General features: G+C 34.2%; 20 protein-coding genes and 2 pseudogenes. 15 read left to right on the top strand and 7 right to left on the bottom strand.

Translation table 11 applies throughout. The features are described 5' to 3' along the window. Positions 1–589: 589 nt before the first annotated feature. Positions 590–2,185 carry a hypothetical protein gene (locus F6K23_RS34825; protein ID WP_293164971.1) on the bottom strand — a complete coding sequence of 532 codons (1,596 nt, stop codon included), beginning with the start codon at positions 2,183–2,185 and terminating at the stop codon, positions 590–592. A gap of 665 nt (positions 2,186–2,850) precedes the next feature. On the opposite strand from F6K23_RS34825, the gene F6K23_RS34820 reads away from it, so the two are divergent. The 3 genes from F6K23_RS34820 (at position 2,851) to F6K23_RS34815 (ending at position 4,768) form a co-directional block, all read left to right on the top strand. Beyond that, the gene (locus F6K23_RS34820; RefSeq protein WP_293164968.1) at positions 2,851–3,615 is read left to right on the top strand and encodes an ABC transporter ATP-binding protein; all 765 of its coding nucleotides are present in this window, start codon (positions 2,851–2,853) and stop codon (positions 3,613–3,615) included. Between the two features lie 237 nt (positions 3,616–3,852). Beyond that, positions 3,853–4,068 (top strand): PD-(D/E)XK nuclease family transposase, encoded by a 216-nt coding sequence (locus F6K23_RS42435; RefSeq protein WP_367267904.1) that lies wholly within the window; start codon positions 3,853–3,855, stop codon positions 4,066–4,068. A 19-nt stretch (positions 4,069–4,087) separates the two neighbouring features. Next, entirely contained in the window at positions 4,088–4,768 is a 681-nt protein-coding gene (locus tag F6K23_RS34815; RefSeq protein ID WP_367267903.1) for an Rpn family recombination-promoting nuclease/putative transposase, read from the top strand. Between the two features lie 417 nt (positions 4,769–5,185). Here F6K23_RS34815 and F6K23_RS34810 read toward each other — a convergent pair whose 3' ends face one another. After that, positions 5,186–6,019 carry a sulfurtransferase gene (locus tag F6K23_RS34810; RefSeq protein WP_293164965.1) on the bottom strand — a complete coding sequence of 278 codons (834 nt, stop codon included), beginning with the start codon at positions 6,017–6,019 and terminating at the stop codon, positions 5,186–5,188. 640 nt (positions 6,020–6,659) lie between these two features. On the opposite strand from F6K23_RS34810, the gene F6K23_RS34805 reads away from it, so the two are divergent. From F6K23_RS34805 to F6K23_RS34775, 7 genes are all read left to right on the top strand, one after another. Further along, positions 6,660–7,349 carry a LuxR C-terminal-related transcriptional regulator gene (locus tag F6K23_RS34805; RefSeq protein ID WP_293164962.1) on the top strand — a complete coding sequence of 230 codons (690 nt, stop codon included), beginning with the start codon at positions 6,660–6,662 and terminating at the stop codon, positions 7,347–7,349. A gap of 1,500 nt (positions 7,350–8,849) precedes the next feature. Continuing rightward, positions 8,850–10,655: a proline--tRNA ligase gene (proS, locus tag F6K23_RS34800; RefSeq protein ID WP_293164960.1), complete on the top strand. Its 1,806-nt coding sequence runs from the start codon at positions 8,850–8,852 to the stop codon at positions 10,653–10,655. A 223-nt stretch (positions 10,656–10,878) separates the two neighbouring features. Next, positions 10,879–11,094 carry a His/Gly/Thr/Pro-type tRNA ligase C-terminal domain-containing protein gene (locus F6K23_RS34795; RefSeq protein ID WP_367267902.1) on the top strand — a complete coding sequence of 72 codons (216 nt, stop codon included), beginning with the start codon at positions 10,879–10,881 and terminating at the stop codon, positions 11,092–11,094. Between the two features lie 24 nt (positions 11,095–11,118). After that, a complete protein-coding gene (locus F6K23_RS34790) occupies positions 11,119–11,403 on the top strand; it encodes a hypothetical protein (RefSeq protein ID WP_293164957.1) in 285 nt (94 codons plus the stop codon). Positions 11,404–11,749: 346 nt separating this feature from the next. Further along, entirely contained in the window at positions 11,750–12,043 is a 294-nt protein-coding gene (locus F6K23_RS34785) for a hypothetical protein (protein ID WP_293164954.1), read from the top strand. Positions 12,044–12,064: 21 nt separating this feature from the next. After that, positions 12,065–12,535, top strand: coding sequence for a hypothetical protein (locus F6K23_RS34780; protein ID WP_293164951.1), 471 nt, complete (start codon positions 12,065–12,067; stop codon positions 12,533–12,535). A gap of 723 nt (positions 12,536–13,258) precedes the next feature. Next, positions 13,259–13,948, top strand: coding sequence for a GerMN domain-containing protein (locus F6K23_RS34775; protein WP_293164948.1), 690 nt, complete (start codon positions 13,259–13,261; stop codon positions 13,946–13,948). 359 nt (positions 13,949–14,307) lie between these two features. Here F6K23_RS34775 and F6K23_RS34770 read toward each other — a convergent pair. From F6K23_RS34770 to efp, 4 genes and pseudogenes are all read right to left on the bottom strand, one after another. Then, a pseudogene (locus tag F6K23_RS34770) lies at positions 14,308–14,499 on the bottom strand (cupin domain-containing protein); the annotation flags it as partial. A 12-nt stretch (positions 14,500–14,511) separates the two neighbouring features. Further along, positions 14,512–14,673, bottom strand: coding sequence for a hypothetical protein (locus F6K23_RS34765; protein ID WP_293164945.1), 162 nt, complete (start codon positions 14,671–14,673; stop codon positions 14,512–14,514). A 14-nt stretch (positions 14,674–14,687) separates the two neighbouring features. Beyond that, the gene (accB, locus tag F6K23_RS34760; protein ID WP_293164943.1) at positions 14,688–15,185 is read right to left on the bottom strand and encodes an acetyl-CoA carboxylase biotin carboxyl carrier protein; all 498 of its coding nucleotides are present in this window, start codon (positions 15,183–15,185) and stop codon (positions 14,688–14,690) included. Between the two features lie 565 nt (positions 15,186–15,750). After that, positions 15,751–16,308, bottom strand: coding sequence for an elongation factor P (gene efp, locus F6K23_RS34755; RefSeq protein ID WP_293164941.1), 558 nt, complete (start codon positions 16,306–16,308; stop codon positions 15,751–15,753). Positions 16,309–17,122: 814 nt separating this feature from the next. Between efp and F6K23_RS34750 the strand changes: the two genes are divergently transcribed. The 3 genes from F6K23_RS34750 (at position 17,123) to F6K23_RS34740 (ending at position 19,190) form a co-directional block, all read left to right on the top strand. Then, positions 17,123–17,272: a hypothetical protein gene (locus tag F6K23_RS34750; RefSeq protein ID WP_293164938.1), complete on the top strand. Its 150-nt coding sequence runs from the start codon at positions 17,123–17,125 to the stop codon at positions 17,270–17,272. 78 nt (positions 17,273–17,350) lie between these two features. Further along, positions 17,351–18,490 (top strand): peptidylprolyl isomerase, encoded by a 1,140-nt coding sequence (locus tag F6K23_RS34745; protein WP_293164935.1) that lies wholly within the window; start codon positions 17,351–17,353, stop codon positions 18,488–18,490. Positions 18,491–18,872: 382 nt separating this feature from the next. Then, positions 18,873–19,190, top strand: coding sequence for a hypothetical protein (locus F6K23_RS34740; RefSeq protein WP_124145888.1), 318 nt, complete (start codon positions 18,873–18,875; stop codon positions 19,188–19,190). 442 nt (positions 19,191–19,632) lie between these two features. Here the strand turns inward: F6K23_RS34740 and lepB are convergent, their stop codons facing one another. After that, complete coding sequence (lepB, locus tag F6K23_RS34735; RefSeq protein WP_293164931.1) at positions 19,633–20,238, bottom strand: signal peptidase I; 606 nt, start codon at positions 20,236–20,238, stop codon at positions 19,633–19,635. Between the two features lie 705 nt (positions 20,239–20,943). Here lepB and F6K23_RS34730 point away from each other — a divergent pair. Both F6K23_RS34730 and F6K23_RS34725 read left to right on the top strand, forming a co-directional pair. After that, positions 20,944–22,239: pseudogene (locus F6K23_RS34730) on the top strand (ATP/GTP-binding protein). Beyond that, positions 22,232–22,873, top strand: coding sequence for an RloB family protein (locus F6K23_RS34725; protein ID WP_293164928.1), 642 nt, complete (start codon positions 22,232–22,234; stop codon positions 22,871–22,873). The pseudogene F6K23_RS34730 and the gene F6K23_RS34725 overlap by 8 nt, the downstream one beginning before the upstream one ends. The last annotated feature ends 208 nt before the right edge of the window (positions 22,874–23,081 follow it).

The raw sequence follows: 23,081 nt of genomic DNA, 5'->3' as shown, positions 1-23,081 counted from the left end.
CTCTTGAGTAAAAAATACTTATAATTTTCTGTTTTGTTCAAGGGTGATATTTGCCATAAATTTTGGCATTTTTTCATAATAGGGTAGTAGCAGATGTGAAAATAGATGTGAATTATCATCAACCAAAATTTGTGCCTGCCAACCAGCGAGGATATAAAATTCCTTCTTGAATTTCTTTAGAAAAATGTTGTAACCATTGAATATGAAACTCCGTATCGCGACCCATAATAATTTCTCCACTTACTACTCTCCAGTTAATTAAAATTGCAATTGAAGCAATCAACAAAAAAGGAGAAATGTCCAGTAATAATAAGCGAAGCTTTTTTTGCTGTATCAGTCATAGTTTTAAATTTTTGAGTAACGCTCTTTTAATTTATTTCCTAGTTCCGCTTGAACTTTTCTAGAATATTTTTCTAAACTTCTCACTTTAAAAGCTGATTCATAAACTTAGCTGTTTGCGTAGCATTCCGCAGGAAAAACTCTTATTTCACCTAGCCCTCAATAATTTAGATTCTACTAAACCATCACTCACAAAACCAAAGTATAGCCAGGAACTCGACCTCTTAAATATTTACTTTATAAATCAGCTCTAACTTTCAGGGAGTTTATAAACTAACCATCCAGGTAAATCTTTGATTGTTATTTTTTGAGAATATTGTGGCAAATAACTTTTCATTATTTCGATCCTTTCTTTTTGCCATTTATTTTCGGGGTCGGCAAAAGCTATATACTTCATTTTTGAAGGAATATATTGTTGAAAATGTTGAGCTGTTAAACGAAGTCTTCCTGCTTCTCTATCATTCAAACCTTTGATCGAGTGATAAATTTTTCTCTCTGCCATAGCACTAGATAGTGGATAATCAGGAAAATAAACCTGATTAGGATTTTTGAGCATATACTGAAAAGAAACCTCAAGATTATTATTCTGTAAATTATTTAGAGCTGTATTTATTCTTTTGGGAGATGATTTAAGATAGTTTATCTGACTGCAAAAAATAGCAAAAACCACAATAATAGTTAGAATTTTTTGTATATTTATGACTCTTTTTATCCCATTAGCTTGATTTTTATAGACTACTTCAATGAACATAATAAATGCAGCTAAAACCATAAAATATATAGCTATGGATAAAGAATTAATATTTCCTCCCCATTTTATGCGACTGGCAATAGCTAAAGGAATCATGTAAAAAAATGTGATAAAAAATAAAGAATATGGATTATAAATTAACCATGTATTAAGATTAGAATATTTACCTTTTTTAACAGTAATAACAACATGAGAAAGAATAATCAAAGCAAATGGCCAAATCATTGTCAACAATTCTAAGGAAGCCCTCAATAAAGTCCTATTCACACTGCTTAATTTAGCAACTGACAAATTGAAGTTCTTCAGTACGTTAGGTTGTTTTGCCATTGATTCAACCATAGAAAAGAAAAGATACTCATGGCTAAAAATGGCTATAATTATCAGTGAAAAAAAGATACCAGAACCAATTAAAGATATTAAATATAACTTAAAAATTTTAAATTTGCCAGTAATAATTAAATAAGTAATTATTGCTAAAGGTAGTAAAATCAAGTTATGTTTAGCCCAAATTGCTAAAACTGTTGTAACTCCCGCAAAAGAAATTAAATATAGATTTTTTTGATCATCTTGTGTAATAAAAGAAAAGTATATTAATAAGCAACTTATAGCTCCTAGACTGAGAGAGGGTGAGTCCACATGAATATCGAAAGCTGTATATTCTAAAGCTTGATTATTTACAACATAAAAAAAAGTTATTAACAGGAATTGAAGACCATAAAAAAACATCAAACGACTTTTCCTGATGTAAAAGGTAGCAACAACTAAAAAAGGCAAGAATAATATTAGTATATTAATAATTCCTCCTATCATAGTTGCAGTTGTGGGAGAGTTAGTTAGTGTTGATGGGAAGAAAAAAATAGGACTGATTGGACCATAAGCCCATGATAAAACTGGTCCTGTGTCGTAGGCATTTATGTATTTATATCCTAATTTAAAAGCAAAAATAGGTACTAAACGATTATGATCCCAATCGTCAACTGGAAACTTGATAATTTTCTCAATTAAAGAAACAATAAATGTTAGAAACAGACATCCAAATGATAACCAAGCTGCTATGTTAATTAGTTTCTTATTTCGATGCTTAATTAATTCCATCTTTTTCATCAGATATTTGTTTTAAATAACTATACTGGAGAGCAATTTGAGACAACAAAATCCCCTTAAAAGAGCAGCACCCTCATCAAAATCATTCTTTGTTAACGTCAGTTCGAGTTAAGACTATTTTGCTAATTTTAGCAATAAATGGGAATTATACCAATTTGATAAATGTTTTTTACAAATGAGCACCTACTGGCGTAGCCTAGCTAAATTAGTCAGAAAATTCTCCAGATATTTTTCAAGCAGTTGCTGTAATTAAAGTTTAAAGCCTCTTATTTGAAGAATAAATAAAGATAAAAAATCATTTTCGCCAATCTTATCCATTTTAAGGAGAGGTAATTATTAATTATTAATTGTTAAAATATAGTATTTTTCACATTTTATTTTAATTTGATATTTGATAATTTATGAGTGTAATTTTATTGAAGATAGAGTAGCTTTTTGATAATATAAACTACAGATTATTAGCACAATACACAAGATAAATTAATCTCAATATTAAAGGTTATTTACTATCCTAAAAAATCTTGTAAATACTTGCCTTAAGAATGGAGAGCGCCAACCTCATTTCACACAAAAAAGCATTTTTATCCCATAAAAAATATTGAGATTTATGTTAGACTAAAAAAAAGTAATAAAGCGCCATCATATTAAGTAACGATATGAATAATACTAATAATTCAGCTATTTCCTTTGATCATGTAAATAAGATTTATCCTAATAAAACTATTGCCTTGCAAGACATAAGTTTTACAATTAACCATGGTAAATTTGTGACTTTTGTTGGTCCCTCTGGTTGTGGCAAAAGTACAGTATTGCGATTAATATCAAAATTAAGCGAAGTTAGTTCAGGAAAAATTGAATCAAATATAGACCAGAATAAAAATGAATTAGCTTTTGTATTTCAAGAACCAGCTTTAATGCCTTGGTCTAACGTTATTGATAACGTACATTTACCTCTAAAACTAATAGGAAAATCTCTCAGAGAATCTCGAACAATAGTACAAGAAGCCATTAATTTAGTAGGATTAGATGGTTTTGAACGTTCTTATCCACGACAATTATCAGGTGGAATGAAGATGCGAGTTTCTATTGCAAGAGCATTAGTAACTCAGCCAAGAATTGTTTTGATGGATGAACCTTTTGGAGCTTTAGATGAAATGACTCGCAGTAAACTTAATAGCGATCTATTAAGGATATGGCAAGAACGAAATTGGACTGTAGTTTTTGTCACTCACAATATTTATGAAGCGGTGTATTTATCTCAACAAGTAATTGTTATGGCTGCCCGCCCTGGTAGAGTAGTAGCAGATGTTAAAATAGATGTAGATTATCCTCGTAATGAAGATTTCCGAATGTCGCAGTTATGTAATGATTATTGTCGGGAAATTTCTAATTATTTGGAAATGGCAGTATCAGATTATTAAGGTCATTTCAGTTATCAGTTATCATTAACTCTGGCTAAAGTTAGAGGCAAGAAAAAATGGTAATTTGAGTAGCATATTGGAAGTAGTCATACAGTATTTATTTCAGTAAAATTGCTTATTAAATGGCTGTTATTCTTGATATAAACTTGTTCCAGATGAGTGAATATACAGAACTATATGCTATATTGTTTGTGTTATGAAAAAGTTTGATTTTAGAATACTTGTGACAAGAAAAAAATGAGATTTATCAGCCCTAAAATAGATTATGTATTCAAAAAAGTTTTTGGTTCCAAAGAAAGTAAAGACATATTAATTAGTTTTCTCAATGCCATTATTTATGATGGCGAAAAAATCATTGCATCTTTAACCATTATTAATCCCTATAATCCCGGTCAAGTGTTAACTTTAAAATACACTTATTTAGACGTAAAAGCAGTTTTAGTAGATGGATAAATAGTCGTAAATGTCATCCATGACTGGTTTTAGCAAACGGGTACTTTATAACATGGCGAAAATATATGCTAATCAGTTACAAATAGCAGAGGATTATATTCGTCTCAAACCATTTATAGCAGTAACAATTACAGACTTCGTTATGTTCGACGAAACCCAGAAAATTATTAATCAATTTGTATTTCAAGAAAAAGAGGAAAAATTTGAATATCTTGACGAGGAATTGCAGTTAATATTTATAGAATTGCCGAAATTTAAGAAAAAAATATCAGAATTAGAAAATTTAGCCGATAAATTGATTTATTTCCTCAAAGAAGCTTCTAGTTTCGATGAGATTCCTCCAATTTTAGGGGAAGTATCGGAGATAGAATTAGCCTTAAATTTTGCTAATCAAGCTGGTATGAATTCAGAAGAATTAGAAATTGCCGATCGCCGTGCTATGGCATTGCAAGATGAAAGGGGAAAAATAACTTTTGCTGAAGAAAAAGGCAAAGAAATAGGAAGACAAAATGAGGCAATCGCATTAATAATGCGTCTACTGAAAAAGCGTTTTGGGGAACTTGAGACAGAAGAAACGATTAGCAAAATTGAAAATTTAACTATTGAAGAGTTGGAAAATTTGGGAGAAAATTTCTTAGACTTCAATAGCATAACTGATTTAGAAAATTGGCTGAATCGGCAATCATTATTTTTTTCATAACTACCGTATTTCAGTTTAAAAAATACAATACGCTTCTTGGGAATTACTATATTCTCTATTTCTCAATGAGCACATTATATAAAATCCGGTAGCATCGGTGTAATTAGATGGTGAGTAGGGGAGATGGGGAGTTAGGGAGTTAGGGAGATAGGGAGATGGGGAGATCGAGAAATATTTGGTAATGGTTGAAGATGGAACATTTTTTACCGAAAAATTGTGGGTATGCGCCTCCCCTTTTAAGGGGATAATAAGCGGTCGTTTGCGCAGCATGACCTAGGATGGGATGGCGAAGTCTCCTCGCCATATCCAATCGACTCCTGTGAAAAAAAATTTTCATGAATTTGTCAATCCTCTTCAATTCATAGAGAGGTAATTATTCATTATTCATTATTCATTATTAATTGTTGAAGTGCCGAATTAAACGGATTTGATATTAGACAAGCGACTCCACTCATTCCACGAACCATCATAGTTCCGAACCTTGGGATAACCAAGTAAATATTTCAAAACAAACCAGATGTAACCTGATCGCCCACCAACTGCACAGTAAGGAAAAACTTCCCGATCTGAAGTAATGCCATGACTACTGTAGAGCATCTGTAACTCATCAAATGATTTAAAAGTTCCATCTTCATTGAAGGTGAGTATATGTTCAATATGAATAGAACTGGGAATATGTCCTGCACGTTCCGAACCTTCTGGCGGCTTCATTAAAAAGTGTTCGCCTTCATATTCTTGAATAGTACGAACATCTAGTATGACTGTATCGGGACAACCAATTGATAACTGAACCTCCTCATACAATACTCGTAGACTTTGATCGATTGGTTTTGCCTTGTATTCAGTCGGTGCGAAACTTGATAATTCTGCTGTTACTGGACGACCTTCTGACATCCACTTTTTATATCCGCCGTTCAAAACTCGTATATCTTGATGTCCAAACAATTTTAATAGCCAGAAGATAAAACCTCCTATTCCAGGGTCGCTGCCATAGGGAACAACAGTTGTCTCATTGGTAATGCCAGATTGTGAAAGTAGCTTCTCTATGGCATTTACCTCAAGATTTATCTGGAGATTCGGCAACAGCAGGTCATTAATATTCCACAAAACTGCACCTGGAATATGAGCATGAGCATTCTTGTCTGACTGTGGACTTGTCTCAACCTCTACTACACGGACTTTAGAATCATTGAGATGTTCGGCCAGCCATTGTGTGTCAATTAGAACTTCAGGATAAGCATAATTAGTCATTGGTTTCTCCTATCAACAATCCTGAATCCAGATTAAAATTGATCACTTATCTGCGTATAGACCTCGATCGGGTACACTTTATGGCGCTACGCTTCAATAATTAATAATTAATAATTAATAATTAATAATTACCTCTTCTTTTCAAGGAGAGGCTTTAAACTTTAATTATTAAGTAAGTCAGAATTCAAAATTCAGAAGTTAGAAGTAATCCCTGACGCTCGTTTGAGTGTTTATAATTGCCATAATACCAGTTTGATATGAGGTTGTATAGAATGATGAAATTCATTAAATTTATCTATCTTTATCTAAGCTTAACTGCGGTCAATTATGCTTTAAATATTATTCTATACAGCTTCATTTCAATTTTGTATAACTTATTTGCGTAGTTCTATATAGCAAAAACTCATACCATTGCTCAAAAACTTTTCTACATTTTATTGAGCAGTAGGAACGTTGCATACAACCTCCGTAGAAGGAAAAGTAAACATCAGAATAATTAATATTAATTCTGCTCAAATTAGCAAAAAAGTTAAATGAGTTCTAAACACTAAATATTTAAAACAAACTTTATAGTTTTTGTTCATTATAGATATAGATAGATAAATATATTGTATTTGCGTAAGTGCTTATGGGAATTTCTTTGTCAGCTTTATTCCAAGCGATCGCTCAAGCAGAGGATGAACAAGAACTAAGGCAAACAATTATGGCCCAAATAGGCAATTATTTTGCTGCCAAACGCTGGGGGCTGACTTTTTTAGACCAGCTTCCTGCTATTGATGAACATACCCCAGCCATGATTAAACGAGCTTTGTCGCTAGACTATAATCCTGTTTTGCGATATGTGGTTCAACGCCATGCTGCTGTCCATGACGAAGTAATGTTACCTCCTGGAGTTTGGCAGAGGATTTGTCCTCGCATAGATCATGGACACGTTATGCTAGGTCCGATCGTCAGTAATGGTCAACTTGTAGGTGGCATTGCCTTTACACGTGATCGTTATGACCAGGCTTTTAATGCAGATAATCTGGCAGATCTAAATGCACTTTGTCTCCATCTTTCTACAAGACTAGCGGTGCTACGCTCGAAACCTTTTGTGTTTCGGATGAATTGCTCCAACATAACCCCACGGGAAGCACAAATTGCAGAATTGGTCGCCAGAGGATTTACTAATTCAAAGATTGGAGCAACTTTGTGGATTACAGAAAATTCAGTAAAACAAGCTTTGAAGCGGATGTTTCGTAAACTTGGGGTTTCGTCAAGAGCTGAAATGGTAGCAAAACTTTGCTTAAGAGAGGATAGGGAACAGGGGGCGGAAAGTATTCCGGAGTAGTATATAGATGACAGGGAACAGGCAATAGATAGAAATTAGAGATTTTTCAGGAAAAAAACTATATTTAGCGTAGCACTATAGTTTTTAATCCAAACATATAGCGTTTTGACCTCATATGAGTTGCTTGTGGTATTCATTCAATATCTGAATTTTATTGCTCAACAAAAATTAGAGATTTTTTCAGAAAAAAAACTATATTTAGCGTAGCACTATAGTTTCTCATCCAGACATATAGCGTTTTGACCTAATATGAGCTGCAAGAGATAACAGGAAATAGGGAACGGAAAATATTTCTGAGTAGTATATAGATTACTTAGCTTCGGTATTTCAATAACTTATGACTAAAAGTAGTCAGGAACAGAAACTTTCTTTTTCCTACTTTACTTTGTGGATATTCAACAGAAATTAGAGATTTTTTCAGGAAAAACACTATATTTAGAGTAGCACTATAGTTTCTCATCCAAACATATAGCGTTTTGACCTAATATGAGCTGCTTGTGATACCCATTCAATATCTGAATTTTATTACTCAGCAGAAATTAGAGATTTTTTCAGAAAAAAACTATATTTAGCGTAGCACTATAGTTTTTAATCCAAACATATAGCGTTTTGACCTAATATGAGCTGCTTGTGATACCCATTCAATATCTGAATTTTATTACTCCACAGAAATTAGAGATTTTTTCATGGTAAATACTATATTTAGTGTGGAACTATAGCTTGCAATACAGACATATAGCGTTTTTTCCTAATATGAGCTGCTTGTGGTACTCATTAAATATCTGAATTTTATTACTCCACAGAAATTAGAGATTTTTTCATGGTAAACACTATACTTACGTGGCACTATGGTTTTTTATCTTTACATATAGCGTTTTGACCTCATATGAGCTGCTTGTGGTACCCATTAAATATCTGAATTTTATTACTCAACAGAAATTAGAGATTTTTTCAGAGAAAACACTATATTTAGGGTAGCACTATAGTTTTTTATATCAACATATAGCGTTTTGACCTAATATGACCTGCTTGTGGTACCCATTAAATATCTGAATTTTATTACTCAACAGAAATTAGAGATTTTTTCAGAGAAAACACTATATTTAGGGTAGCACTATAGTTTTTTATATCAAAATATAGCGTTTTGACCTAATATGACCTGCTTGTGGTACCCATTAAATATCTGAATTTTATTACTCAACAGAAATTAGAGATTTTTTTAGGTAAAACACTATATTTAGGGTAGCACTATAGTTTTTTATATCAACATATAGCGCTTTGACCTAATATGACTCCAGAGCGGACTGTTATAGTAGTCGAAGGAAAAGGCGCGGACATATCAAAATATTAAAACTCAAACAACGCAATATTTTTCCTTCTTCTTTCTGCTATTAAGTTAAAAATCAGAAGTATCCTTATTTTTGAATTTTGATTTCAGTGAAGCAGTACCAGATGTCCTAAACTATCTGAAATAATCATTATTTCTACTAAGGAACAACCATGCGACTATCTCAAATGTTATTAGTCACTCTCCGAGACGACCCCGCAGAAGCAGAAATTCCTAGCCACAAACTCCTCATCCGTGCTGGATATATTCGTCGCATCGGCAGTGGTCTCTACGCATATCTACCCCTAATGTTGCGGGTCCTCAATAAAGTCTCCAAAATTGTCCGTGAAGAAATGGATGCTACTGGTGCCCAAGAATGTCTACTTCCTCAACTTCAACCCGCTGACCTGTGGCGAGAGTCTGGTCGTTGGGATACTTATACTCAGGCTGAGGGTATTATGTTTTCTCTAATTGATCGTCAAAATCGGGAATTAGGGTTAGGTCCAACTCACGAGGAGGTAATTACTACTGTTGCTAAAGATATGATTCGCTCCTATCGCCAACTACCTCTACATCTCTATCAACTACAAACTAAGTTCCGGGATGAAATTCGCCCCAGGTTTGGGTTAATGCGAGGCCGGGAATTTATTATGAAGGATGGCTATTCTTTCCATACTGACCAGGAAAGTCTCAAAAAGACTTATCAGGATATGGATAAGGCTTATCGAAATATGTTACGTCGCAGTGGATTAGAATTTCGCGCTGTCGATGCTGACTCTGGAGCTATTGGTGGGTCTGGGTCTCAAGAATTTATGGTTTTGGCCGATGCTGGTGAGGATGAAATTCTCTATACCGAGGATGGCAAGTATGCAGCAAATTTGGAAAAAGCTGTTTCTATCCCACCTGATGCAGAAATTTCACCTTTTGAGAGTTATGAAAAATTGGAAACTCCTGGCACGGAGACTATTGAAAAGCTGTGCAAGTTTCTCAAATGTTCTCCTACTAATATTGTGAAAAATGTTTTATATCAGGCAGTTTATGACAATGGAATGACTGTTTTGGTTTTGGTGAATATCCGGGGAGACCAAGATGTTAATGATGTGAAGTTGTTGAATGAGTTGACTAAGTTGGCTGGAAATTATGGGGCTAAAACTGTTTTGGCTTTGACTGTGCCAGATGTGGAGGCTCAAAAGAAATGGGCAACTAAGTCTTTACCTTTGGGTTATATTGCTCCAGATTTGTCTGATGATTATATTACTTCTAGTAAAGAGGTAAGTTCTAAGTTCTTACGAATGGTAGACCAGACGGCTGTAAACTTGACAAATTTCGCAACAGGTAGTAATGAATCTGGTTATCACGTCATGGGTGCAAATTGGGGCCAGGAATTTGAATTGCCAAAGTTGGTGGTAGATGTACGAAAGGCTCAAAAAGGCGATCGCTCTATCCATGACCCGAATCAAACCCTGGAAACTGCTAGAGGTATTGAGGTAGGTCATATATTCCAGTTAGGGACGAAGTATTCTGAAGCTATGGGGGCAACTTATACAAATGAGCAGGGTGAGGAAAAGCCTTTGGTGATGGGATGTTATGGTGTGGGTGTGTCCCGTTTGGCTCAGTCAGCAGTGGAACAGTCTTATGACAAAGATGGGATTATTTGGCCTGTGGCGATCGCTCCTTATCATGTGGTTATTTGTATTCCTAATATTAAGGATGCTCAACAAATAGAAGTGGCAGAAAATCTCTATCAAGAATTAAATGAAGCTGGAATTGAAACTATTTTAGATGACCGAGATGAGCGGGCGGGTGTTAAATTCAAAGATGCAGATTTAATTGGAATTCCCTATCGAATAGTTACGGGGCGATCGTTAAAATCTGGCAAAGTTGAATTTGTAGAAAGAGCTAATCATCAATCTCAGGAAATATCTGTGGCGGAGGTGTTATCTACTATTAAAGATTTGATTGAGAAAGCATTAAAATGATTCCCTCCAGGTCTCAAATTTCCCGTGAAAATTTAATTTTTGTCTTGTTAACTATTGCTGTTTTTTTAATCATAAATTTCAGTAATAGTTTTTAGGTAGGATTTTTCAGTGCAGTTATTTTTTTCTTTCTAGGATTTGCTTATAAGTATTCCCGAAAAGCACTCTGGATATTTTTAATTTATCTGCCTTTTAGTAGTACTGTTACTTAAAGGATGCTCAACAAATGGAAGTAGCAGAAAATCTTTATCAAGAATTAAATGAAACTGGAATTGAAACTATTTTAGATGACCGAGATGAGGGAGCGGGTTTTAAGTTTAAAGATGCCGACTTAATCTGTCTAGGATTTGCTTACGCTCAAATCTGGCAAAGTAGAATTGGTAGAAAGAGCGACTCATCAAGATCAGGAAATTCCTGTGGCGGAGCTGTTATCTACTATTAAAGATTTGATTGATAAAGCATTAAAATGATTCCCTCAAGGTCTCAAGTTTCCCGTGAAAATTTAATTTTTGTCTTGTTAACTATTGCTGTTTTTTTAGTGATAAATCTCAGTAATGCTTTTCAGGCAGGATTTTTCAGTGCAGTTATTTTTTTCTTTCTAGGATTTGCTTATAAGTATCGCCAAAAAGCACTCCGGACATTTTTAATTTATCTGCCTTTTAGTGGTACTGTTAGTTACTGGATTGGTCATTTCAGTTATCAGTTATCAGTTATCAGTTATCAGTACCTCCGACTAAAGCCGGAGGCTTGAAATACTGAACTGAATATTTTTTCATCCCCTTAAAAGGGGAGGCTTTATACCTCACTTTTTGGTAATGGCAGTACCCTATTGATTTTTTTTAAAGATGCCCTATATTTTCCAGCTTTAATTGCTTTAATTAAAGAGTAGCGACAGCAACTTCAGCAGTTTAAAATATCTAAATCTTTAGCAGTTTCTCTAATAATTTTATTGGGTTGGTGTTTATTAGTTCTTCTTCTAGTGAATGGCAGCCAGCAGTTCATGCAAGGATTAATCGGCTTCAAAGTATTAATGGGATATATTCCTCTGATTTTTTTGTGCCTATTATTTAATTAGAGAGCGACAATATTTATTTTTTATGACGCGACTTTTAGTCATACTTGCCTTAATTTGCTGTACTCTTGGTTTAGTGCAATTTCTGTTATTAAGCACGGGTATTTGTGTCGGTACTCGTGGCTTAGTTGGAGACGAATTATTCAAAGCAACTCTAGAAGCAAAATGTTTTGTAGGTGGAGCAATTATTTTCACCCCAGAAGTTAATATAATTCGCTTGCCAGGAACTTTTGTTGCACCTTGGCAGTGGAGTTGGTTTTTAATTGCTAATAGCTTTTTTACTTTGGCTTCAGCAGTCAGCGTTCCTAATCATAATTAGCGAATTGTTAGTTGGATTTATGTGGCTTTAGTATTAACAATGGCAATAATTTCAGGTCAAGCAATTACCTTAGTTTTAGTACCAATAATATTTTTACTACTGTTAGTTTTGACTGGTATAGTAAATAATCTTAGGTGGTTAAAAAATCCAGGATTTATACTAGGTATAGTAGCATTTGTCATGGGAATTTTATTGTTAATCAAACCAGACAATGAAAACTCAACCATAGATTTTATTATCTATCAATTCCAGTATGTAATTCAGGAACAAAAAATATTTCTGGGGCATGGTTTAGGTACTGCTACTAATGCTGCCCGAATATTTTGTCAAACTAAGCTGATTGAAACATTTTATCCTAAAATGTTACATGAAATTGGAATTTTTGGAGTTCTGATTTTCTTAGCTGTAGTTACTAATTTAATATTTTTGACAGGCAAATATTGGCAATTACTTACAGATAAAAAATTAATTAGTCTAAGAATTTGTATCTGAGTATTTATTTTATTAATTAGTCATAACACCTTATATTATCCTTTGGATGTTGAGCCAGTAGCCGTTTATTACTGGTTTTTAATTGGTATTTTGCTAAAGTTGCCTGAACTCAATACTATTCGTCATTCTTCTTTGGATTAATGATGATTTGCCTTGATTCTAAAATTAGCATTTAGAGAATTAATTTTTATTCTCAAATCAATCTTATATAGCAATTCCCAAAAAGCGTGAGGTACACAATTCGGGTGCATCTCAATGGGTTAATAAAGCCAGAAATTTATCGCCTTTAGGCAACAACTCCGGAAGGCAATATATAGGAAAAAATTATTTTTGCAAAAATGAGATTTACCCCAAAATTCGTTTATTTTAGGGAATAGGGAATAAGGAAAAGAAATCAAGATAGGTGTACATCACGCTTACTGAGAAACGCTATAGCAGTTTTCATGTTTCATAAAATACAGAGATTTTTGCTTAAAGGCAGAGGAAATATATTTTGAGGCCAGAAGTTTTGTAATCAACATGAGTGAAAACCGCTATAAAACTTTTATGGTGAAAACTCAGACAAGGCAATATTTTTCCTTCTTTCTTCTTGTATAGGGAAAATATTTTTCCCACTCTTCCCTGTTTCCTGCAATACAATAGAATTATCAAATATAAACTCAGAAAAACTTAACCTTAGCTCCTCACCGCCATTATGCCTAATTCTCAAGGAGAGTCCTCACAATGAAAGATCAAAATCAAACTAATAATCTATCTCTCGGTATTGTGGCCAGTGTTTGTGCATTGGCAGTGGCGGTAGGTGGTGGCATCGCCTTATGGACAAATTTACAATCAACCACCACAAAAACTTCTGATAATTCTCAGACTTTTACAACTCCCTCAACTTCAGAGTCGCCAGATGGGACATTACCCCCCCCACCTCCTACTAAAGTTGAATCTCCAGACTCTGTTCCTTTATATGTGCCTCAACCCAAAGCAGTTACAGAAAAAACTGTAGAACTTTATTGGGTTAAAGACACTACTGGAGAAATTGATTTAGTTTCTTCTACAGTAAAATTAGAAACAGCAGACGAACCAGAAGCTATTTTAAAAGCTGCCTTCGATCGCTTGCTCGTAGGTCCAGCAAATACCGATGTCCTTAGTGCTATTCCCACAGGTACAAAAGTTCAAGCACTTACTGTGGAAAATAATGGGGTCTACATCGACTTATCTGAAGAATTTACTTCTGGAGGCGGTAGTGCTTCGATGATGAGTCGCTTGGGACAAGTTATCTATACTGCCTCTACTTTAGAACCAGATGTAAAAGTGTGGATTTTTGTCGGTGGTAAACCTTTAAAAATGCTTGGGGGTGAAGGTTTAGAAGTATCTCAGCCCATTACTCGCGATAATTTTCAGCAAGAGTTCCAATTTTAGATATCATATACCATTTTAGGGGCGGTTTGAAAGTAAACAGATAGTTCAAAGCCACTCCTGACTAAAGTCTAGTTTTTCAGTATTTACCGAAAAGCGACGTTGAAAGCCCCCGTTTTTTAACCGGGGGATGAAAACAAGGAAGTCGTTTAGACTAGACAACTTTAGTTGTCCTGTGCTATTATTTTTAACAAAAAGTAAGCAGAACGCTAGGTATTAGCCTTAGCCGACTGTGTAGGGGAACTTTGACTTGTCCCCAAAGAATATACCTTTGGTCAGCTAAGAATAGATGAAGTAACACGGATTTATCGGTATTGCGTAGTATCTACTTAGAATCCCCGTGACTTGAGTCCGGGGAGAAGTCAATCAGAATCACGATTTACAGTGTGAGGGGAAAAAGCAGGCAAACAAATAGCAATATATTCTGCTCCCTCAGCGCCAGGTGTACTGTATTTTACCCATTCTCCTTTGCGAGCTATTACTGCTTGGCCAGCATTAACTTCTAACTGACCGCCTTCATACTCAACACATAGTTTTCCCTGAAGTACCAGAGTAAATTCATCAAATTATGGCCTTTGGCCGGGTTCCATCCAGCCACTAGGAGAGCGCATTTGGGCAACGCTAATAGCATCTGTTTGGCTATTGACATGACCAATATATTCGTCAATTTGCTTAGGTTTATTACCCGTAGGTTCAATTCGAGTAGGCTTTTCAATCAATTGTGGCATGATTTTTATACAGTCTAGTTGGGATTAACTAACATTAAAGGCTGATTATATTCTACAGGTTGTCCATTTTCGATTAAAATTTCTACTATTTGTCCAGAGACCTCTGCTTCAATCTCATTCATAACTTTCATCGCTTCAATAATACAAACTGTTTGGCCAGAAGTAATTTGATCGCCTACTTCTACAAATGATGGTTCATCAGGAGCAGGAGCGCGGTAAAAAGTGCCCACAACTGGAGATAAAATTTCTTCAAATTTGTTTGAGACCGTAGGAGGTGTTCCTGAAGTCATAGGAGCAGTTTTTGTAGCTGTTGTATCTAATGAGGTAGTACCAGGAGAAACAAATTCGGAAGGGTCAGTCCCATAGGAAGAAGGTAATGAGAGGCGATCGTTAAATAAAGTTCCTTTACGTACCGTTAATTCCAAATCTCCACTTTTTAAAGTCAACTCCGAAATATTAGTTTGGTCTATTGCTGTTAGTAGTTCCCGCAGTTGATGTAAATCTAATTGCACTGTTTTTATATCCTCACTTAATCGGCGTTCAACTCAATTAATACTTAATAAAAAGAAGAGTTTATCATTTTCTTTGTGGGTTTAATACCCCACCGTCAACGGGGGTGTTCAAAATTACTTGGGGGAGCGAATCCCCATGTAATTTTCCTCCTGTCTCCTGTCTCCTGTCTCCTGTCTCCTTCTTCAATACTGTTTTAGTATAGATGTAGAAGCGTGAAATTCAAAGCCATAATTTTTTTTTCTTACAGAAGTGAGGTTGAGATTTAGGTTTTAGCATAATTACTACTTATTAATAAAAAAATGTAGCAGTTTAAAGAAAAAGACAGGAAGCTTATTCCCTGCTAGGAATACTGAATTAGATTTCCGATCAAACCCAAATTAAAATCAATTACAATAAATAAATTATCAATTTATCTTTTTTATTCCTCTCTTAAGTCCATCTTGATCTTCTAAAGGGGCTTTGTGCGGTGGTAATTATGCACATTTATTAAGCCCCCGTAAAGATCACTCAGAATTACGCAATCAATGCATAACTTACTTCTAAAATAAATCTAGTTTTCTGCTATTACTCTCTACCCAAATAAGAATCATTTCGAGTATCTATCTTAATCCGTTCTCCTCTAGATATAAATAAAGGAACCATAATTTGAGCTCCTGTTTCGACAATAGCAGGTTTACTACCACCAGTAGCAGTATCTCCTTTAACACCAGGGTCAGTTTCAGTTACTTCTAAAGTTACTGAGTTGGGCAGTTCCACTTCTATTACTTGTTCGCCCCACTTAATAACATTAACCTCCATACCTTCGCTAAGATACTTAACACGCTCGCCAATTTGCTCTGAACTTAAATTGGCCTCTTCAAAAGTTTCCATATCCATAAACACAAATTGGTCAGCATCTTTATAGGTATGCTGCATAGCTCTCTTGTCCAAAGTAGCTTGAGGTACTGTTTCACCAGCTCTAAATGTTCTTTCTACAACACTACCAGTCTGTGCATTTTTGAGCTTTGTTCGGACAAAAGCAGAACCCTTGCCTGGTTTAACGTGCAGAAATTCTACTACCCTCCAAACCGAACCATCCAATTCAATAGTCACACCGGGGCGAAAATCATTACTAGAAATCATATAACAACGTTATTGCGGTTTTTAATTAAATTATCAGATTAGAACTTAACATTAGACATCGTACAATATTCGAGAGTCAGAAAAATTGTCAAATATCGTAGGAGTAGAAAGCAATTTTTAGCACCTCGTCAAAATAATTTTATGTAAAATCTCTGATGTCTGGCGGTCGAAATCAAAAGTTTTTTGTCTGAGACATATTACAGCGGTTTTCATTTCAGTAGACCACACTAGGGGCGCAATTGCGAAGCCCATGCCGTCAGGCTATATGGCCATTCGCCCCTACAGGATTTTGGTTATGACGATGTGGTTCATCAATTTGAAAAGCGCTGTAAGGCATATAGTAGTACTTTCTGTTGTTAAGACAATAGACTTGAGTTATTTGCGCAGCATTCTGCTAGGAAAAGGCAACAACTCTAGAAGGCAAAATGTCTTAACCTTAAATGCGTAATGTTTTCATCAGGACTTACGCAAAATATAAAATTCTACACCATCTGTAGGGGCAAACGGCCGTTTGCTGGCGCATAACTATCGTTAACGTCCCTACTATCCCTACTATATGTGGTGGTTATGCGTAAGTCCTGATCATGTCCGGGTAATTAGTGATCAAAAAACTTTCTCCTTCTATTCTTCTTTCTTCCCTCCTGAGGACTGACTCCTGAATTATGCTGAGTGATTTATTTATAACTGTTCAACCGGACATGATATAATACCAATTCCCATGCATTAATGCGATACTTAATTAAGATTTCAGTTATTAAGTAATAATAGTTCAGTAATGTTTGTAACGATTCTCGGCATTAAGCCAAGATATCTTATGTCTTTGAACTCTACTGCTTACTGCCTACTGCCTACTCCCTACTCTCAAGGAGATGTAGCAAGACTTTTGAGATTTGGTATAACTCTATATCTCTACTCTATTGCCTATTCCTATACATCAGCAAAACTAACTGGTGACCAAATCTAAAACCTAATTTTTACCCCCAAAAATCCGATGAGTGTGGACAGCCATGTAATATTAGTAAGGGAATAAAAATTCATAAATATGCTAAATCTTCACAATTCCGTCATTAACACTTGTAAACGCTTGCTTAAAACTGGCATCCTAGCACTATTACTTTTCACTTTGTCTGTTGGTCTTAGTGCTGCTTGGTGGGACTTTGGTGGTAGCACAACAACTCGTGAAAGTCGTTTGCCCCAGGGCGATCCGATTACTGATGGTAAGGCATTATTAAGGTATGCTCTACCGATAGACAATGAACCAGTGCGTAAAATACAAAGGAGTCTGGAGGACATTGCTAATAGACTGCGAGGTAAACGTTGGTCCTCTGTTAGTAGTGATATTGCTGCTGCATCTAGGGTTCTTAATATTAGTAAGCCTAAGTTATTAGCTGGTGTTTCTGAGTCTAAACAATCTGAGGCAGAGGCCATAATTGAACAACTTGAGCAGGGCATTGTTAATATTCGAGAAGTTGCTGAAGCTAAAGATGGGGAACAAGTATTGGAGCAACGGGCACAACTACTGGCATTAGTTGGTCAGCTTGAAAAGTTGATGCTAGGAGGATTTCCGTTTGAGGTTCCTTCAGAGTTTGCTAATTTACCTCAACTCAAAGGTCGCGCTACTATTGAGATGGAAACGGAAAAGGGTTCTTTGACTTTGGTTGTTGATGGTTATAGTGCCCCTATTACTGCTGGTAATTTTGTAGATTTAGTTCAGAGGGGTTTTTACGATGGCCTAGAGTTTATTCGCTCAGAACAGTCTTATGTTTTACAAACTGGAGACCCTCCTGGCCCAGAAGTTGGTTTTATTGACCCTGATAGTGGTGAGTACCGTAATATCCCACTGGAAATTTTGGTCAAGGGAGATGAGGAACCAATATATAGTTTTACTTTAGAAGAAATTGGTCGTTTTCGGGAACAACCTGTTCTGCCTTTTTCTGCTTATGGTACAGTGGCAATGGCTCGTCCTGAATCTGAAAATGATGGTGGTTCTTCTCAATTTTTCTTTTTCTTATTCCAACCAGAATTAACGCCTGCAGGAGTAAATTTACTGGATGGTCGTTATACGGTTTTTGGTTATGTGGTGGAAGGGAAAAAGGTTTTGGAAAAATTAGGTAAAGGAGACAAAATTATTTCTGCTAAGGTAGTTGCCGGATTAGAAAATCTTGTCGAACCTGGAGTTTAAGCAAGGTTCTTTATCATTTTTAAAATTAGGGTAATTGGATAATTTAGCGACTAAAATCATCTTGATATTTTCAGACTAAGCTACCAATTACTCTAATTAGTTTAAAGTTTAAATAATAAAAATTACAGTTATAAAAATAGGAAAAATTTAGGAAGAAGGAAGAAGGAAAAATCTGGCGTTGTCCTAGTTTTAAGCTTTTGATATGTCCGCACCTTTTCTTTCCACTGCTATTACAGTTGTTATAGGTAAAAAAAGTTTTACTATACATCTATAGTTTCATTTTCTCTTCTGGATTTTGCTATAGCTAATCTTCTAATTTTATCTCTCGGATTTTTGGTTTATTCTGATTTATTATTTCTTACTTATTTCTCTTTTTGATTAAATGGCTGTTATCGAATTCGTAATATTCACAGGATTAGGAATTGTATTAGGTGCATTTATATTTAATATATCTAATGACAGAGAACAAAAGCGTATTTTAGATGATGCCTTTTACAAATTATTAGAACTTCAAAATGGTAAAATTTCTCTAATTCAATTAGCTGCTGCGGCTAAAGTTGATGCTCAAATAGCTCAGAAATATCTTGAAGGTCAAGTACAAGTTTTCACTGCAACCTTAGAAATTGATGAACAAGGAGATACATTCTACAAATTTCCTAAACTTAGTTTACCTCCTGTTTTAGATAAACAACAATGGTAAGGAATTTAGGTATTAGGTTTTCGGTATTAGGTTTTCGGTGTTAAGTTTTAGGTCTTATACAAAATCCGGTTTAGTAAGGAGATATTCAAAAAAATCAAAATCTTTGTCTGATAAGGATTTGAATATTTAGGTAACTACCCTATAATAACCGGATTTAGTATTAGGTATTAGGTTTTAAGTATTAGGTTTTAAATGTTAAGTTTTAAGTGTTTTACTAAGGGTGAAAAAAATTATACCATGTCCGGATGATGATGATGATTAAGTATAATAAAAATGTTTGATTGAATTTATTGAAGCGCTCTTGAGATAACATCTCAAATTTCTGCTTCCTTTATTTAACCTTTTTGATTTTTTTTCATATACTTATCTTGGCTATGCTGCCTACTCCCTGTTACATGAATGTCGCAATATTTTATCAAATTGGTATTAGGTATTAGGAGAATTATTTCGGATTTAACGCTCCTAATCTTTGATAAGGCCAAAAGCGAATTATTGCCCTACCTATAATATTTTTCTTAGGCAAAAAACCCCAAACATGAGAGTCATTACTATTATTACGATTATCTCCCATTACAAAATATTGATTGTTAGGAACTTCGACTGAAATTGGCAAAGTATATTCAGGAGGTTCAGCAATATAATTTTCAGTCAGCGGTTGGTCATTTATATACACTAGACCATTCTCAATTCTAATAGTATCTCCTGGCAGGCCAATAACTCTTTTGATAAAAGCTTGATTCTGATCATAACCATAGCGTTGTAACTGTTGAGGTGGTTGAAAAACAATAATATCACCTCTAGCAGGTGGATGAAAATGATAAGATACTTTTTCCACTACTAGGCGATCGCCTACTTCTAAAGTAGGTATCATTGAGTCTGAAGGTATATATCTTGGTTCTGCAATTAATATTCTGACTAATAAAGATAAAGATAAAGCGATCGCCAAAACTTTAATATTTTCTTTTTGTTGTTGCCATATTTTTAGCCACCAGGGAGTTATGGAGTTAGCTGTTATTGGTTGATTTAAGGATTCTTTTTCTGATGTCATTTCTATGATTTTATTCTTGAGTATTTCTATACTATAGCAAAACTCCTGGGAATGAGAATTTATCTATTCTAAATAGATATAGTAATCCTATTTGAGTTGCTGGTAAAAATATCTTTGAATTTAAGAAACAGGAAATAGGGGTAAAAGTTTGAGAGTTTTTATATATCCTGAATTTTTTTACAAATGATTTATGATTGCTATAATACTATGATTTTTCCCTATTATATATGTCAGCATTCGGCTATTAATATTCAGCATTTCCGTTTGTCATGCGCTCGCATTCAGATGCATGAACATAATAACTTACTAAGGTTAGCTGATAACCTTTTTATTTCGGTGCGAAATGCCTAAGCAAACATATTTTACTCTTTGGAAATTAATTTCTCCTTCGGTGCGATAATAAGTTAATAACTCATAGCTGATAGCTGAAGTCCGCAGTTCATCTGTAGAAGGCTAGCTGAAGGCTGTTTGCGCAGCATGACAAACGGAAATGCTTACCTATATACAATGCACATATTAAAATTGTTTATATAATCTGAAATATTAAAATATTTGCTATATATTTTCTCTTTTTTCAGGGTGTTATGGGAGATATTCCGTAGCGGTAATTATTCTATTTCATATAAAGTAATCATCAATAGTATAATTAGTGTAAATTTGTAATTTTTTCACAAATTTACCACTCGATCTATTCTTTATAATTCTATGCTGATTCAATTCAGTGTTGGTAACTATTTATCTTTTCAAGAAATTGTCACTTTGAGTATGGTGACTACAGATTTAACTGCTAATAATAAAAGTGTTGATAAAAATAATGTTTTTCAAGTTGATGATGAATTAAATTTGCTGAAAAGTTCTGCTGTTTATGGCGCGAATGCTAGTGGCAAAAGTAATTTGGTTAAAGCATTAGATTTTATGCGTCGGTTTGTGCTTAATTCTTCAAAAGAAACTCAGATAGAAGATGCTATTAATGTAGAGGAGTTTAGGCTAAGTACGGAAACAGAAGGAGAGCCTTCTTTTTTTGAAATAGTTTTTATTTTAGACCATAAATTATATAGGTATGGTTTTGAAGTCGATAAAAAACAGGTGGTTTCTGAATGGTTATTTTATGTGCCAAAAGTTAGGGAGACTAGACTATTTGAACGTGATGAAAATGGCATTGAGATGACTAATGTATTTAGTGAAAATCAGTATTTCGGTAAATTTATCGCTGATAAAACCAGAAATAATGCTCTTTTTCTGTCTGTTAATGCTCAATTTAATGGCAAAATCTCTACAAGTATTTTGCGGTGGTTTAGAGATTTGAATATAATTTCAGGATTACATAGCGATTTTTATCAACAACTCACAATTGAATTTTTCAAGGATAGTCAATATAAAAAAGAAATTATTCAATTAATTAGAAAATGGGATTTAGGTATTGATGATATTAAAATTGATACAATAAATATTTTGCCAGAACAATTTTCTGATATTTACTCTGAAGAATTTAGAAAATTTATGATAAATCATGGAGCGCACACTGATGATATTCAAACCTTTCATAAAAAGTATGATTTAGAAGGAAAAGTGGCATCTTTAGAAGTATTTAATTTTTATGAGGATGAGTCAGAAGGAACTAAAAAATTGTTTGCTTTTGCCGTGCCAATTTTGGATACTTTAAAAAATGGATAAATTTTAATAATTGATGAACTTGATGCTAGGTTACATCCAATCATCACTCGCGCAATTATTGATTTATTTAACTCTAATACAACAAATCCTAAAAAGGCACAACTTATTTTTACGACTCACGATACTAATTTACTTAGTAATAAGATTTTTAGACGAGACCAGATATGGTTTACAGAAAAAAATCGGCAGGGAGCGACTGATTTATATTCTTTAGTTGAATACAAAGTACCGAATGATGCGAGTTTTGAAAGTGATTATATTAAGGGTAAGTATGGAGCCATACCTTTTCTTGGTAATTTAACTGAATTATTTGAAAAAAATGGCTAAAAAAAAAGAATATAAGAGAAATTATCAACATTCTGGAAAAAGTAAATATAGTCGTTATTCAAGAAATGACACAGTAGCAACACGAGAAGTTATTGAGCGTTTTTTGATAGTTTGTGAGGGAGAAGAAACGGAACCAAATTATTTTCGTAGTTTCCGCGTACCTAAAGATGTGATTGATGTGCGAGGATTAGGTCAAAATACAATTAGTTTGGTTAAAGAAGCTCTCAAGATTATGAAAGAAGATGGTGATTACAATCAAGTATGGTGTGTATTTGACCGTGATTCATTTCCGGTAAAAAATTTTAATCAAGCTATAAAAGATGCTGAAAATAATAATATTAAAGTTGCTTATTCAAATGAAGCATTTGAAATTTGGTATTTGTTACATTTTGAATATCGAGATACTGACATGTCTCGCAAAGATTATAAAAAAGCTTTAACTAAAAAGCTGAATAAAAAATATGAAAAAAATAGCAACAAAATGTATGAGATATTGGAAAGTAAGCAACCTCAAGCAATTAAAAATGCCGAGAAGTTATTCAAGCAATATAACCCAAATAATCCTGCTAATGATAATCCTTCCACAACTGTACATTTATTGGTTAAACAACTTAATAAATTTGTTCGTCCATAGATTGGAAAATAAGTACCTGGGCAAAAATTATAGCAGTTTTGACTCATGACTATTGCCACATCCGCAATAAATAGAGAGGAAGTGCGATTCGTTCTTGATGAAAATCAGACTGTTAAAACAGAAATCTCAATAAGATTTACACAGAATGACATAACTCAAGGGATAAAACAGATGTTATCTAACTCTTATGTAGATGTAGGTGAAAGTC

The organism is Okeania sp. SIO2C9 (assembly GCF_010672455.1).
In the GTDB taxonomy this organism is placed as follows: domain Bacteria; phylum Cyanobacteriota; class Cyanobacteriia; order Cyanobacteriales; family Microcoleaceae; genus Okeania.
Note: the sequence above shows the minus strand (reverse complement) of the source record. Positions and strands in the feature narration are given on the sequence as shown.

What these genes read in the sequence shown, in the direction of transcription:
- F6K23_RS34825 (WP_293164971.1), bottom strand. Translation starts at nt 2,185, where the DNA reads ATGGAATTAATTAAGCATCGAAATAAGAAACTAATTAACATAGCAGCT.
- F6K23_RS34820 (WP_293164968.1), top strand. Translation starts at nt 2,851, where the DNA reads ATGAATAATACTAATAATTCAGCTATTTCCTTTGATCATGTAAATAAG.
- F6K23_RS42435 (WP_367267904.1), top strand. Translation starts at nt 3,853, where the DNA reads ATGAGATTTATCAGCCCTAAAATAGATTATGTATTCAAAAAAGTTTTT.
- F6K23_RS34815 (WP_367267903.1), top strand. Translation starts at nt 4,088, where the DNA reads ATGACTGGTTTTAGCAAACGGGTACTTTATAACATGGCGAAAATATAT.
- F6K23_RS34810 (WP_293164965.1), bottom strand. Translation starts at nt 6,019, where the DNA reads ATGACTAATTATGCTTATCCTGAAGTTCTAATTGACACACAATGGCTG.
- proS (WP_293164960.1), top strand. Translation starts at nt 8,850, where the DNA reads ATGCGACTATCTCAAATGTTATTAGTCACTCTCCGAGACGACCCCGCA.
- F6K23_RS34795 (WP_367267902.1), top strand. Translation starts at nt 10,879, where the DNA reads ATGGAAGTAGCAGAAAATCTTTATCAAGAATTAAATGAAACTGGAATT.
- F6K23_RS34790 (WP_293164957.1), top strand. Translation starts at nt 11,119, where the DNA reads ATGATTCCCTCAAGGTCTCAAGTTTCCCGTGAAAATTTAATTTTTGTC.
- F6K23_RS34785 (WP_293164954.1), top strand. Translation starts at nt 11,750, where the DNA reads ATGACGCGACTTTTAGTCATACTTGCCTTAATTTGCTGTACTCTTGGT.
- F6K23_RS34775 (WP_293164948.1), top strand. Translation starts at nt 13,259, where the DNA reads ATGAAAGATCAAAATCAAACTAATAATCTATCTCTCGGTATTGTGGCC.
- F6K23_RS34765 (WP_293164945.1), bottom strand. Translation starts at nt 14,673, where the DNA reads ATGCCACAATTGATTGAAAAGCCTACTCGAATTGAACCTACGGGTAAT.
- efp (WP_293164941.1), bottom strand. Translation starts at nt 16,308, where the DNA reads ATGATTTCTAGTAATGATTTTCGCCCCGGTGTGACTATTGAATTGGAT.
- F6K23_RS34750 (WP_293164938.1), top strand. Translation starts at nt 17,123, where the DNA reads ATGTCTTTGAACTCTACTGCTTACTGCCTACTGCCTACTCCCTACTCT.
- F6K23_RS34745 (WP_293164935.1), top strand. Translation starts at nt 17,351, where the DNA reads ATGCTAAATCTTCACAATTCCGTCATTAACACTTGTAAACGCTTGCTT.
- F6K23_RS34740 (WP_124145888.1), top strand. Translation starts at nt 18,873, where the DNA reads ATGGCTGTTATCGAATTCGTAATATTCACAGGATTAGGAATTGTATTA.
- lepB (WP_293164931.1), bottom strand. Translation starts at nt 20,238, where the DNA reads ATGACATCAGAAAAAGAATCCTTAAATCAACCAATAACAGCTAACTCC.
- F6K23_RS34725 (WP_293164928.1), top strand. Translation starts at nt 22,232, where the DNA reads ATGGCTAAAAAAAAAGAATATAAGAGAAATTATCAACATTCTGGAAAA.